At 27.7% G+C, this 14,127-nt stretch carries 17 protein-coding genes and 1 tRNA gene; 9 read left to right on the top strand and 9 right to left on the bottom strand.

What is annotated here, in order from left to right; genetic code table 11:
• Nucleotides 1-41 precede the first annotated feature (41 nt).
• Together METOK_RS03915 and mfnE are read right to left on the bottom strand one after the other, a co-directional pair.
• Nucleotides 42-206 carry a zinc finger domain-containing protein gene (locus METOK_RS03915; protein WP_013866929.1) on the bottom strand — a complete coding sequence of 55 codons (165 nt, stop codon included), beginning with the start codon at nt 204-206 and terminating at the stop codon, nt 42-44.
• 90 nt (nt 207-296) lie between these two features.
• A complete protein-coding gene (gene mfnE, locus METOK_RS03910) occupies nt 297-938 on the bottom strand; it encodes a [5-(aminomethyl)furan-3-yl]methyl phosphate kinase (protein WP_013866928.1) in 642 nt (213 codons plus the stop codon).
• Between the two features lie 105 nt (nt 939-1,043).
• Here mfnE and METOK_RS03905 point away from each other — a divergent pair.
• The 7 genes from METOK_RS03905 (at nt 1,044) to comD (ending at nt 5,272) form a co-directional block, all read left to right on the top strand.
• Nucleotides 1,044-1,158, top strand: a tRNA-Trp gene (locus METOK_RS03905).
• 180 nt (nt 1,159-1,338) lie between these two features.
• Nucleotides 1,339-1,884, top strand: coding sequence for a hypothetical protein (locus METOK_RS03900; protein ID WP_013866927.1), 546 nt, complete (start codon nt 1,339-1,341; stop codon nt 1,882-1,884).
• Nucleotides 1,877-2,152, top strand: coding sequence for a transcriptional regulator (locus tag METOK_RS03895; protein WP_048057870.1), 276 nt, complete (start codon nt 1,877-1,879; stop codon nt 2,150-2,152). Before METOK_RS03900 ends, METOK_RS03895 begins: the two co-directional genes overlap by 8 nt.
• A 126-nt stretch (nt 2,153-2,278) precedes the next feature.
• Entirely contained in the window at nt 2,279-2,497 is a 219-nt protein-coding gene (locus METOK_RS03890) for a class III signal peptide-containing protein (protein WP_198005247.1), read from the top strand.
• Between the two features lie 66 nt (nt 2,498-2,563).
• Nucleotides 2,564-2,782 carry a class III signal peptide-containing protein gene (locus METOK_RS03885; protein WP_013866924.1) on the top strand — a complete coding sequence of 73 codons (219 nt, stop codon included), beginning with the start codon at nt 2,564-2,566 and terminating at the stop codon, nt 2,780-2,782.
• A 28-nt stretch (nt 2,783-2,810) separates the two neighbouring features.
• Entirely contained in the window at nt 2,811-4,640 is a 1,830-nt protein-coding gene (locus METOK_RS03880; RefSeq protein WP_013866923.1) for a DUF6541 family protein, read from the top strand.
• 104 nt (nt 4,641-4,744) lie between these two features.
• Nucleotides 4,745-5,272, top strand: coding sequence for a sulfopyruvate decarboxylase subunit alpha (comD, locus tag METOK_RS03875; RefSeq protein ID WP_013866922.1), 528 nt, complete (start codon nt 4,745-4,747; stop codon nt 5,270-5,272).
• A gap of 111 nt (nt 5,273-5,383) precedes the next feature.
• Here the strand turns inward: comD and METOK_RS03870 are convergent, their stop codons facing one another.
• The 3 genes from METOK_RS03870 to fni form a co-directional block, all read right to left on the bottom strand.
• Entirely contained in the window at nt 5,384-6,343 is a 960-nt protein-coding gene (locus tag METOK_RS03870; RefSeq protein WP_013866921.1) for a polyprenyl synthetase family protein, read from the bottom strand.
• A 184-nt stretch (nt 6,344-6,527) separates the two neighbouring features.
• Entirely contained in the window at nt 6,528-7,874 is a 1,347-nt protein-coding gene (locus tag METOK_RS03865; protein WP_048058033.1) for an RNase J family beta-CASP ribonuclease, read from the bottom strand.
• Nucleotides 7,875-7,988: 114 nt separating this feature from the next.
• Entirely contained in the window at nt 7,989-9,056 is a 1,068-nt protein-coding gene (fni, locus tag METOK_RS03860; RefSeq protein ID WP_013866919.1) for a type 2 isopentenyl-diphosphate Delta-isomerase, read from the bottom strand.
• 269 nt (nt 9,057-9,325) lie between these two features.
• On the opposite strand from fni, the gene METOK_RS09015 reads away from it, so the two are divergent.
• The gene (locus METOK_RS09015; protein ID WP_013866918.1) at nt 9,326-9,823 is read left to right on the top strand and encodes a helix-turn-helix domain-containing protein; all 498 of its coding nucleotides are present in this window, start codon (nt 9,326-9,328) and stop codon (nt 9,821-9,823) included.
• Between the two features lie 340 nt (nt 9,824-10,163).
• Here METOK_RS09015 and nikR read toward each other — a convergent pair whose 3' ends face one another.
• Nucleotides 10,164-10,589, bottom strand: coding sequence for a nickel-responsive transcriptional regulator NikR (gene nikR, locus METOK_RS03850; RefSeq protein WP_013866917.1), 426 nt, complete (start codon nt 10,587-10,589; stop codon nt 10,164-10,166).
• 428 nt (nt 10,590-11,017) lie between these two features.
• Between nikR and METOK_RS03845 the strand changes: the two genes are divergently transcribed.
• Nucleotides 11,018-11,893 (top strand): DUF2121 family protein, encoded by an 876-nt coding sequence (locus METOK_RS03845; RefSeq protein ID WP_013866916.1) that lies wholly within the window; start codon nt 11,018-11,020, stop codon nt 11,891-11,893.
• Between the two features lie 122 nt (nt 11,894-12,015).
• Here the strand turns inward: METOK_RS03845 and cobS are convergent, their stop codons facing one another.
• From cobS to METOK_RS03830, 3 genes are all read right to left on the bottom strand, one after another.
• Nucleotides 12,016-12,816 (bottom strand): adenosylcobinamide-GDP ribazoletransferase, encoded by an 801-nt coding sequence (gene cobS / locus METOK_RS03840; protein WP_013866915.1) that lies wholly within the window; start codon nt 12,814-12,816, stop codon nt 12,016-12,018.
• Between the two features lie 44 nt (nt 12,817-12,860).
• A complete protein-coding gene (locus METOK_RS03835; protein WP_013866914.1) occupies nt 12,861-13,541 on the bottom strand; it encodes a TIGR02253 family HAD-type hydrolase in 681 nt (226 codons plus the stop codon).
• Nucleotides 13,542-13,654: 113 nt separating this feature from the next.
• Nucleotides 13,655-13,936 (bottom strand): energy-converting hydrogenase B subunit P, encoded by a 282-nt coding sequence (locus METOK_RS03830; protein ID WP_013866913.1) that lies wholly within the window; start codon nt 13,934-13,936, stop codon nt 13,655-13,657.
• Nucleotides 13,937-14,127: the final 191 nt, after the last annotated feature.

Below are 14,127 nucleotides of genomic sequence, written 5' to 3'. Positions count from 1 at the left end.
TTGAATATAAAATGATTTAAATTATTAAGTTATTTATTTAATTATGGTCCCTCATATCCACAGTTTGGACATTTGTAGGGGTTGCTCAATTTTCTGCATTTTTCACATCTTACTATCTCTGCCTTTCCGCAGTTTGGACATAAAAATTTTGTAGCATGCTCTCTTGGAGCTATTTCTGCATTGCATGATGTGCATCTATATTTCATATTATCACCAATTATTTATTATTTAATATTGTCTTTTATATTATTTTTATATTTTTATATTAATTATTATTCCCATTTTAAATATTCCGATTATTGTAAGTTAATTTTGGTATATATATCATTGTTGTTTTTTAAAATACTTATTATTCTATCGGGATATTTCCCATTAACCACAAAACATTCGATATTGTGTTTTAATAATAATTTTGGTAAATAACTATCAACCGATGTGAAACCTTTAATGGATTTTGCATTTATAGTATTTAATAGTTTTCCTTCTGGATAGTTATCATATATGCCATCAACATCAGTGGCAATTATAATACTATTCAAATTCAAAAGTCTGGCAATATGAGCTCCTATTGAATCCGATGTAACATCCCATGAACAGGGGAGCTCATCCGTTGATAATACAATTTTTGATGGAAGTAGTATAACAATATTATCATTCTTTAATATATATTTTGCGTCGTATAAATTATCGGCTGTTTTAATGTTAGAAATTTCAGAGAAATAAATACCCATCATATCCATAGACATGGTGGCAAGTTTATGTGAGCTCCTATTATTCAATCCACCCTTTTCATTTAATTCTCTAACAACATTGGCAAATGCTCCACCACCGGGCACTACAATTATTTTTTCTTCATACTCATCGCTAAAACGCTTTAATTTATTTAATAGTGGTTTTGCATAATATGTTAAACTTCCTCCTATCTTTATCAGATGCATAATATCATTTCCGAAAAGTATATATATTACTTTATAATTTGTATATTTATCACATTCTAAGTATTGAGTTTTATTTTAGTGATGTTTATATTTTATATATATTTCGGGGATATGGTGTAGTCTGGCCTATCATCGGGGACTCCAAGTGCCTATATGGACCTGGACTAAATCCCGATGCAGGAGAAATCCCTGGACCTGGGTTCGAATCCCAGTATCCCCACTTTATTTTTTATATGTTTTTTAATTATTTATTAATTTTTTAGTAATATTTAACCAATATATTTATTTAGTAATATTAGTATCCAAATATGCAAATATTTTTATATAATATATGTTCATATATCATTTTTATAATAGATTATAGATATATTATAGCTATTAATATTATCTGGTGGGTATGATGGATATAAAAGAAATCTTAGAATTAGTTGAAGAAGGCTATACCTCAGAAAACACCACTTATAAAAATAAAGTCTATGCCATATCCTATTTTTTAAGTGCATTGATATTTATATTGATACATATAGCCATAAACTACAATTCACCAAATATACTATTTGTAATATCTTTTTTAATGTTGGTTGGGGGCATATTGATAATTAAACAAAAAATCATCTATAAAAAATTTAAATGCTATTTTGATAAAATCTTTGAAAAAATTATGATATATGGATTATTTGCAATTATATTGTCCTCCATAATTTCGTTGTATGTATTTCCTGAAATTTCATGCGTTTTTATATCTCTTATATTAGGTTTTTTAATTTGCATTGACGGAGCTCTGTTTAATTCAAAAGGTAGAAAAATTTTAGGAGTAATTGTAATGTTATCATCCATCCCTATTATAATGTATATCCAGTATCAATTTTTGATTTTGGCTTTTGTTCAGTTTTTAGTATCTTTTTATTTTTTAATAAGGAGTATAAAATGTGGGAGCAATGAATAAGTTATTTAATTCTGCGGTTAGGGTAAAGATATTGGCATTACTATACGGTATGGAATGTTGTGAATTTGGATATTTAAAAGAAAGATTAAAATTAACGGATGGAAATTTAGAGCATCATCTAAATAAATTGGAAAATTACGAATTAATAACGCAGAAAAAAACAGTAATAAGAAACAAACTTAAAACAGAAGTTAAAATAACCAAAAAAGGAAAAGATGAATTTAAAAATTATTTGGAAGAAATTCTAAGGTTATCAAAATCTGAATAAAAAAATAGATATAAAAATAAAATATAAATTAACTCTGTAATACAAAGCAATAAAAAAATATTTATAATATAATAATAAGAACATATATGCAGTAAAATAATATGTTAAAACCTAATGGGTGATATTATGAAAATGTTAAAAAAATTAACCTCCAAAAAAGGACAAGTTTCAATGGAAATTGGTATTTTAGTTGCCGCCGCAGTTGCCGTAGCTGCAATAGCTGCATACTTCTATGCAAAAAACGTTAAAGGTGCTGCAAAACATTCAGGAGAGGCAGCAAATAGTAGCATAGGAAATATGAGTACTGCAGCAAATAACTATGCTAATAAACTGAGCAATATATAAAACAGATAATTAGAACTCTAATTTTTTCTATTATATTTTATCTTTATAATATCAATTGGTAATAAAATGGGCATTAAAAAGCTTTTTTCCAAAAAAGGACAGATTTCAATGGAAATTGCTATTTTAGTTTTTGGTTCTATTTTAGTTTCTACTATATCAATTTATTACTATATATCTAACTATTTAGATTCACATCCTGAAAATGTTGGAAAAGTAGCAAATAACACCACATCTTCATTTGGCAATGTTTCTATAAAATATGCAAATTCAATTAAAAGCATATAAATACATAACTAAAATATTAGGTAAAATTATGGACATAATTTATTTTATAATATTGTTAATATTAATTTACATGATTAATCCATTAAAAAATGAAGAAAAACTCATTACAACACCTTTTTTAACGGTTTCTTATATAGTAATAACATCTTATATATTATCAGTGTTAAATATTCCAATGTATAAGATTTTATATTTTTTACCGTTGATAATTCTTATTTTATATCGTATTAATTTTAAACTAAACAATTTAAAATCAATAATCCAGATTCACTATTCAAAATCATATTCTATTTTATTTTTAATTGTTGCCATATCTCTTTTTGTAGGATATATAATATTTCCATCAAATCCAGCAACTACAACGGATATTCAATTTCATTCCTATAAAACAAAGGCTATGATGGAAGATAAAACGATATTCTATAAAATAGATGAGATACCTTATAAATATTATGTAAATTACCCAGCAGGTCTTCACTCAGTTTTATATTTTTTATCGTCAAAAATTAGCGATATATTAAATGCTGTGCAGTTTATGAAATTTTATATCATTTTATTATTTGTTTTAGGATTTTATTTGATAGGTAATGAAATAAAAAAAGGAATGGGATATTTTGTAGCTATTTTTGTACCTACAATGAATATATATTATAGTTTTATATCGGTAATTCTTCCGAATTATTTGGGATATTCAATGATGCTTATTGTAATGTATTTTGCTATAAGATATTTAAAAACTAAGGAAAAGATATATCTTTTATTGATGGCGTTTGTGGTATCATCCTTAACTCTAACACATACCTTTCCAATATTGATATTAAGTTTATATTTACTATCTCTTACAATAACCCACAACTTAAAAACAAAAAATTTATGGATTTCATTTATTTCAGGCGGTTTATTTTCAATATTATTGATATTTAATAAAATGTCAAAAAGTATAGTAAATTATGCATCATCAAAAAATTTTAGTCCTGAGCCTATTTCAACTATTTCCCATAATATATTAGCAGCATTTGGTATTATGTTTTTATATATATCCCATAAACATGCAGTGGATAACGAAAATACCTTTTTAATATCCTTAATATTTACATTTCTTTTAATATGTGGAACCTATTTTCTTTCAAAGTTAAAATATGGAAAACAGTTTATATTGCTTGTTATTTTTTTGGTATTAAATATTATAAATATAAAATTTATACATCTACAAATTCCATTTTTCTCAAATCAATACGATAGTTTAAGGATGGCTATAAATATTCAAATTATCATGCCAATATTTTATGGTGCAGGTTTATATGGCATATACACAGTAATAGAACGCTCTAAAAAAACCAATATAAGTATATATAACATAATAAAACCACTTTTCATAACTTTTATATTGTTATTTTCTACGATTTCAATATATACAAATTATGGAATAATCTCAGAAAAACAGAAAAATACATTTGTAATACACCAAAATGACTTAAAAGTCTTTGAATATATGAATAACCATAATATAACAAATCAAAAAATATTAAATTTTTGTGAAGATGCTGGTCAATACTTACCAATATATACAAATAATACCCCATTCTTTACATATTACTCATTTCAATTAAATAGTGGCAGTATAGATAATGTTTCATTTGATAAGTTCATACAATCCGTAGATGATAAAAATTACACGCTCTTTTTAAAGATATGTAAAGATGAAAATATATCCTACATATATATGTCGGATTATTTAGGAAAATATGACGGAGGATTTTTTAATAATAGCAAATATTTTAAGATAGTATATAGTGTTGGAAATGCAAAATTGGTAAAAGTAAAAAATAATTATACTACGGAAAATATAACAACATAAACAAAATATAAAACTCTAAAAAAGTTAGAATAATTTATAAAAAAATTATTGTAAAAAAGTGTAAAATTATAAAAATTATAAAAACTACAAAAAAGAGGCAAATCATGAAAGCAAGCAAAGGTGTATATGATGCAATTAAAAAATCAAAAATAGATTTTATTGTAGGAGTTCCATGTGCAAATTTAAAAAACGTTATAAATTTAATCAGCGATAATGGTAAAGATAATAATAAAAATAACAACCAAATAAAGTATATCCCCGCCACAAGGGAGGAAGAAGCTATTGGGATATGTACCGGAGCTCACCTGGCTGGAAGAAAAACCTGCCTATTAATGCAAAATTCAGGACTTGGAAACTCAATTAATGCAATAGGCTCCCTATGTAAAGTATATCAAATACCAATATTAATTATTATAAGCCATAGAGGAGAACTAAAAGAGAAAATACCTGCCCAAATCCCAATGGGTAGATGGACTAAAAAATTACTTGAAACCGCTGAAATTCCATATTACTGTCCAAAAACACCAGAAGAAGCATATAAAATAATACCTTATGCATCTGAATATTCTGAAACTATGGGTTATCCTGTTGCAGTATTGTTGGATGCATTATATTGGGAATATGATGGATAATTTTTTATAATTCATTACATATTCATTCTCTTCTTTTAATTTTCCTAATAATCCTAAATTCTATTATTTATTTTCCCTAAAAATATTATAAAAATTATTATTTAAATATACTTAATAAACCCTGTCCATTATAAAATCAGCAATAGCTTCTAATCTTTTTCTTTTTTCAGCGTCAAATATTTTTAAATAATTCTTAGCCTCTTCCGTAGCATTCTTCATAATATTTTTTGCATAATTTATAGAATCGCCCAGTATATCTATTGCCTCTTTAATTTCTTCATCTGTGGCATTATTATTCCCCAATATTTTTAACAGTCTTTCTTTTTTATTATTTGGAAGATTTTCAAGAGCATGTAATACAATAACAGTTTTTTTACCTTCTCTTATATCACTTCCCACAGGCTTTCCAATCTTTTTATTATCTCCAATTAAATCCAAAACATCGTCCTGTATTTGGAATGTCATACCTATTCTTTTGGCATATTCATATAGTGCATTTCTTTCCTCATCGGTGCATTCTGCCATTATTGCACCAATTTCAATAGGAGCTATAATCAACGCCCCAGTTTTCTTTGAAATCATTTCAAAATAATCATCCAAACTTATTTTATCCCTATCCTCAAACTCCATATCCATTGCCTGACCTTCACATACCTCCACACAAGCTTTTGACAATGCCTTTAAAACTTCGTGGGCTTTTTTTGGGTCTTTAATATTTGATATTGCTTCAAAGGCTTTTGCATATAGTAAATCACCGGCAAGTATAGCGATTGGCTCCCCATACTCAACATGAACCGTTGTTCTTCCTCTTCTCTCATCATCATTATCCATAATGTCATCATGTATAAGGGTATAATTATGAATTAATTCTACTGCAACAGCAGGGGGCAATATCTCATCAAGATTGTCTTTTTTTAGCATGTATGTTAAAGTTGCCAAATAAGGTCTTATTCTTTTACCGCCGGCAAATAAAAGATGTTTTGAAGCATTATACAATGTGTTATCTTTTTCAACATATTTATTTAATTCATTATCTATTTTTGACAATAATTCTTTATCGAATATTTCCATAATTTCACCAAAAGAAGATATATAATTATAAGTAGATATAATAAAAATATGGTAATTTAAATAATTACTCCAATAAAATAAAAAATAATTTATATATAATTAATTATAATTAATAATAATGAACATCTCCCTTTTTAAATTTTTTGTTTAATATCTTATTTAGATATATTTATTACTTCAAATCTTAAATAATTCTTTCAAATTTCAAACTCTGACCATTTCTTAGAAGATGAACATCCTCTCCAAGCCTGTATCCCTCTTCCTCTGCAAGTTTTGCATAGGTTGCTGTGAGATTGAAATCTCCATGAGCAGGAATTATATGTTCTGGATTTAACCATCTTATCATGTCCCTGTGGTCTTCCTTAGCAGCATGTCCTGAAACATGAGCTCCTTTAAAAAGTCTTACTCCAGCCAATTTTAAACGAGCTTCCAACATATATCTCTGTGCTGCATTCATTGGATTTGGGATTACATCAGCTGAAAATACCACTTGGTCGTGCCTTTCAAATCTAAAAGGAGTTTTATTTGTAGCCATTCTTGATAAAACTGCTCCTTCTTCCCCTTGGTGTCCAGTAACTACAAGCATGTATTTTTCTTTGCCTTCTTTCATTACTTGATGGAATATTCTATCAACAGAAGTTGGGTCTCCTGCCATCTTTGTATTTTTTGGAAATTCTACAAGACCTATATCCTCTGCTATTCCACAGTATTTAGCCATAGACCTTCCTATTAACACAGGGATTCTTCCCATTCGCTCTGCAATTTCAGTAATAGATTTTATCCTTGCAATGTGGGATGAAAATGTTGTAATTACCACGCCGTTATTTTCATTATCGGTTCCAAGCAAATCATTTTTCAAAAGACTTGCTGCTACACCTTCTGATGGGGTTTTTCCTTCAAAATTCACTCTTGTGCTCTCAGAAATCATGCAGATTACGCCTTTTTTACCAACTTTTTTTATTGCTCGGTAATCTGGTTTTTCACCTACAATAGGTATATTGTCAAATTTAAAGTCATTCCCATATACAATGGCACCATAAGGTGTATGAAGAACTGGAAGAACAGCATCTGGAATACTGTGGGTTATTTTTATGAATTCCAAAGATAAATTTGGAGTTAAATCCATCGTTTCTTTTGCATTCAATGTAATCAATGGATTTCTCACATCGAATTTTTTTTCACTTAATATTTCCCTTTTCACGAGTTCTAAGGTATATGGTGTTCCGATAATAGGAGCATTGTATCTATGGGCAAGCTTTGTAATAGCCCCTATGTGGTCAAGGTGTCCATGAGAAACCACAATAGCCTTAACCTCTCCTTCTATATTCTTCATTACAGTATCATCAGGAATTACACCCATTTCTATTAAATTTAAGCTATGCATTTTTGAAACATCGCTGTCTTCATGTATCATAACTCTATCAAGTCTTAATCCCATATCAAATATGATTATTTCTCCATCCACATTAACAGCAGTCATATTCCTTCCGACTTCTTCATATCCGCCAATAGCTACTACTTCTAATTGCAAAATATCACTTCCTTTTACTTTATTTTTTATTTTATTTTTCATTCTAAATTTTTTCGCTAAATACAATAATATAAATATCATAAACAATAATAAAACAACAACAAGACTATTAATTTACTTACTACTAATCCATTCCTTCAACTCATTTTTTATAATATAACGAGATTTTTTTAAATCCTCTATACTATCACAGCCCACTAAAAACATGACTGTTTTTAATTCTTTTATCATTTTTTCAAGAACATTTATTACTTCATCGGAGCTCCGCAATGCAGCTTTTAATATAGGTAGTGCCACACCGCAACAATCTGCCCCTATTGCCATGGATTTTGCAATATCCATTCCAGACCTTATACCTCCTGTTCCAATTACTGTGCCGTCAAAAACACTTCTAACTTCCAATATAGATGCTGCTGTTGGAATCCCCCACTCCAAAAATTGTTTTGAGAAATTTTTAAGATTTTCATCTTTTATCCTATGGTATTCAACAGCTGCCCATGATGTGCCTCCACTTCCCCCAACATCAATCCCATCAAATCCTATGTTCTTTAAAATCTCTGCATCCTCTCTTGAAAAGCCTTCTCCAACCTGTTTTGCTATAAATGGGATATTTTTATATTTTTTCTTATAATCCTCTATAGTATTTTTTAATATATATATCCCTTTAAAATTAACATCCCCTTCTGGCTGGATTGCCTCTTGAAGTGGGTTAAAATGGATTGCCATGGCATTTGCATCTACCATATTTACAGATTTATCAATTATATCTTCATCCCAACCATCTTCTATAAAATTAACTGCCCCAAGATTGCCAATAACAAGTGATGAGGTATAATCTCTTACAACTGAATAGGTATCTATCAAACTACTGTTTAACAATCCTGCCCTTTGAGAGCCTACGCCCATACCTAAGTTAAGTTCTTCCACAGCCTTTGCTATATTTTTGTTAATCTCCCTAGCCTTTGAATGACCACCAGTTATTGCAGCTACAATCAATGGAGCATCTAATTTTTTTCCAAAAAGTTCAATTGAGGTATCGATATTATTTAAATCACAATTGGATATTCCTCTGTGGATTAATTCAACATCATCAAGAAGTGTTCCTTTTTTATATTCAACATCACAGTAATTGCACACCAAAAGGTGTTCAAGTTTCCGAAATTCTATACTATTATTATTCATTAAACCACCTGATATATAAGATTACCTATTTTATAGCCCAATATAATAGCCAATATAATAATCCATAAATTTAAATACAATATTATAACAATGGTAATAATATAGATATAATATATAAAAATTCCCACTTAATTCAAATAATAAAAAATAACTAATAGTATATATAATTTTAAATTAACATTTTAGATATATCACACTTTATATTATCACATTGGATATTATTATCACATTAATACCATAATGTATACTATAATATTATAGGTAATATTATGCCAAACTTAACCACAACACTTAATATAAAATACAATAATAAATCCATAACCGAAAAACAAATAGAAATACTTAAATTAATCTCTGAAAATAAATCTCAAAACAAAGTTGCAAAAATATTAAATATACCTCCATCTTCTGTAAATATCCAAATAAAAAGGCTTGAAAAAAAACTTGGTGTAAAGCTTATATATTCTTCAACATCTGGCACAATATTGACTGAATCTGCTCAAAATATAGTAAAATATTACGAATCTGTGCAGAAAAGGATATCTAAAAACCCATTTATCGCCTGTGGATATATAAGTGGGGAGTTGGGCAAAATACTATTTGATGATGTGGTGATATCCTCATTTGATAACATAATAAAACTTCATGAGATGGATTTAACGAGTATTATAGGCATAGATGACCCATATTGGAGTTTTAGACTTGGAGAGCCTATACCTGTGGCTTATGACCATTTTATTATGGCGTATAAAAAAAATTTGATGTAAAAAATCTTATAGGGATAAGGTATTCCTCACAAAGAATAATCTGGAATATATTAAAAAACCAAAATATAGATTTTAAAATAACAAAGGTTGTTAAAAATCCATTCTACGCTATTGATTTAATTGAAGATGGATACAGTTTATTTTTAAATGAAAGTTTTGTAAAATATCTAAAAAAAGACTACATTATTAAAAAACCTCATTTTTATGAAAAAACAAAGCATACTTTAAATTTTATAGCCTCAAACGAAAGCTATGAAAAATTAATTAACCATATTGTTAGCAGTAAGAAAAAAGAGATAGAAAATAGAGGATTTGAACTTGTTGAATATTATTAATTTTCTTATTCTGGAATATTTCCCCCCGGAACCATAACGGTTAATTTTACCTGTTTTACTCCTTTTTGAGAGGTTAATTTATCAGTTAATTCCCTTATTTTCTTAGCATCCCCCTTCACAAGCACAACTTCCATACAATGGTCATGGTCTAAATGCATGTGGAGCGTTGCCACGATTAAATCCATATATTCATGCTGTATTTCCGTTATTTTCTCCATTAAGTCAGAAGCATGGTGGTCATATATTACAGTAATAGTTCCTGCTCTTTCTCCTTCTAAACTATGTATCCATTTGTGCTTTATAATATAATCCCTTATAGCATCCCTAATTGCTTCACTTCTGCTTGCATAACCTCTATCGGCAATTATTTCATCAAATTCTCCAAGTAATTTAGTAGGCAAAGATATGCTAATCCTATCCATATCTACCATATTATCTACCCCTTAATTTTTTATAATATATTCTTAATTATTTTTAATTATTTTCAAGTATTATTAATTATTATTTTTCATTATATTTATTTATTTTTTATGATATTTGTTATTATTTTTTATTATTATTTTTGATATATTACAGATTATATTTTTATTACTTTCACTTTTTTAATAATTAATAATATTTAGTTATGAGTATTTAAATATTGCGTAATATACCAATCTAATAAAAATCTATATATATCATTAATAATAATTACATATTAAGGAATATTTTATATATATTAAATTAAAATTTAATAAGTGGTATATATTTTAACAATAATCTATTTAAAATAATAATTTATTCAATATTTACTAAATTTATTAAAAAAATTCTTAATCAATAGCAGTGCATTTAAAAGTTTAAGATTTAAGGTGATAATATGAGTATTGTAATAGGCTATTATGGAAATAATGGGGCAGTGGTAGCAGGAGATAGACGAAATATAATGTTTAGGGGCAATCCTGAAAAAAGAGCAGAGCTCGAAAAAGACCTATATTGTGGAAAAATAAAAAATGAAGAAGAATTAAAAAATAGGGCAGAGGAATTAGGCGTTAAAATATTTATAGAAGATGAAAGAACAAAAGTAAAAAAGATAGGCGATGTCCTTGTTGGTGAAGTTAAATCCATAGGGGCAGACTCCAAAAGACGAAAAATGTATCTAACAAAGGGGAATTGTGCAATTGTAGATATATTGAATGATACAATTACAAATAAATCTATCAAAAATGGAAGTAGTATAATAATCTTTGGAAATAAATATCTAAAAGATATTGTCCAAAAAGAATTAAAAAAATATATGAATAATTTTGGAAAAATGGATATCTTGGATGTAAAAAATACCATTGAAAATGCCTTGAAAAAATGCGATGGTCCTACACTATCTCCTGAGCTCGACATTTTACATACCAATAAAAAGGTATTTAACCTCGAAGAAATTATTGAAAAAGATTTAAATGACTTAAAAGAATACAGAAATGACTTAAAACAAAAGATGATAGATTTTAAAAAAGTAATGATTATAGCAGATAAAATAGAAAATAACGGGGAAGTTGGAATTATTAAAAATGGAAAACTTGTTTTGGATGATAACCATATTGCAATAGACAAGGTATGTCCAAATCCAAAACTGTTTAACGAAATAGAAATTGAAGGAGATGTCGAAGATGGAGATGTCGTATTAATCGAAGATGGAAGCTTAAAAATAAAAGGAAAGGATATACCATTGGCAATAAATCATATTATATGCAAAAAATAAAAAAATAAAATAAAAAAAATAATAAATGAATGTCAATAAAATAATAAATAAAAATAATCTTTTTCTTTTCTTTTTTTACTTATTTTTAGAAATATTACAGTTATAACAGTTTTAATATATATTTAATAAATATATAATGAAAATATAAGGACTATATATACCAGAGCTCTGGTTAATTCGGTGGATGCCCCTAATACATCACCTGTAACGCATTTTAGAGATTTATTTGAATTCCATGCCATAAACACGCCAAAAAACACCGTAAATGTAGAGCATATCACCCCTATTTTTGGAATATTCATAACAAATGAAAGTATCATCAATATCAAATATCCTATAAATAAATGATACTCATCAGTGTTCTTAACAAAATATCTACCTGTGCCGTCTTTTGAAGGTATTCCACAGCATGCACAAGTCAATAATCCTAATCTTGAACAGGATTCCACCAATATAATAAATTTCGCAAATAGTAAAAAATTCGAATATGTTATTTCATACAGATATCCTATTGAGGCCACCGATATGAGCTCTGTAAAAAATATAAACATAAATGCCCCAACACCCATATTTTTATCTCTCATTACCTCCAACTTCTTTCTTGCAATTCCCATAACCATCCAGGCATCGCCATAATCACCCAATCCATCAACATGATGAAATCCTTGAATATATAACATAACAAACAATACAAGAGCTCCTATAAGCATATAGGATTTAATACCCAAATAAAAAAATGGATATGCTACAATTGAACCTATAAAACCAATAAACATACCTATGAATATAACAAATACAAAATATTTGGATATCTCCTCAAAACCACTTTTAAAATTTCCCATAGGTATTCTTGTCATGAACGATATTAACCCCCTTATACCATCCACTGCACCGTTTATTTTAATTAATATGTTTTTGAACATGATAATCCCATAATTTATATCAATAGGTTATTTTAAGTGTATAATTAGCTTTTTTTAAGTTTTTTTATAATATCGACTACTTCAAACAAATTATTTACCTCATAGGCACAATTACCGTCTAAATTTTTATATTTTCCCTTTAATATCCTTACAGCATGCATGCCAACATCATTGGCAGGAATTATATCCTTATCCACCCTATCTCCAACATATACTGCCTCATCTGGATTTAAATCCATCTTTTTAATACCGTATTCAAAGAACTCTTTATTGGGCTTTCCTAATCCAAATTCTTCCGAGGTTATTACTTCATCAAAAAAATCCACAATACCCAATCGTATAAGTTTTTCCCATTGCTTTATTGTGATACCATCGGTAATTACACCTAATTTTAATCCCATTTTTTTTAAGGCTATAAGTGTTTTTATAGTATCGGGATATGGTCTTAAAAGGGCAAATTTTACATTATGGTATGTAATTATCCCCATGGTTATTATCTTTGGTTCGTAATGTCCCATAATAGCTTTCACAAGGTCATCAAAATGTTTGTTATAATTAGAACCTTTTTGTTTTATTATTCTTTGAAGGACATTATAAGCCTCCTCCTCTGTGGCTTTTAATCCTGCATCTATCATCATTTTTATTGCTTCCCTCCGAGCTCTATCTGCAAAACTCGAAGAGTCGTAGAGTGTGTCATCTAAGTCAAATAACACTCCTTTTATCATAAAATCCACCAAATTTAAAAAATTATTTTATTATTTTTATTATTTATTTTTATTATTACATTACTTTTTACTACTACCTAATAAATTATTATTAAATTATTTGATTATTATAATTAAGCTTTTTTTACCCTTTCCTGCACCATTTTGTATAAACCTACAAAATCGTCTTCAACACTTACTGGAACTACTATTAAACCAAGTTTTTTATGCCTCTCTACCCACTCATCATCATATACAGGCACATCTATCTTTATAGGTTCATCCGTAGGATTACCAACAATTACATTTCTATAAGGAAATGGTTTTGCCTCATCCTCACCATAAGGCATTACTGTTTCCCTTATATATCCTCCAAGAGCCATTGTAAGTTTTGGAAGTAAAACCATCTTTGGCATTTTATCAACTCCTGAGTTTATATTTTATTTTTTATATTATTTAGAATTAGATATGTCAATTGTTTTTTATATTTTTTATCATAATCTAATTTAAAATATTTATAAGATTATTTTTTATTTTTAATTTTTATTTTTAATAATATTTAATTTATTTTTTATTTATTATTTTTATTTTATTTAATATTTTATCC

This window comes from Methanothermococcus okinawensis IH1 (genome assembly GCF_000179575.2).
Lineage (GTDB): Archaea > AGJL01 > Methanococci > Methanococcales > Methanococcaceae > Methanofervidicoccus > Methanofervidicoccus okinawensis.
The sequence above is the reverse complement of the archived record's forward strand: the minus strand, read 5'-3'. Positions and strand labels throughout refer to the sequence as shown.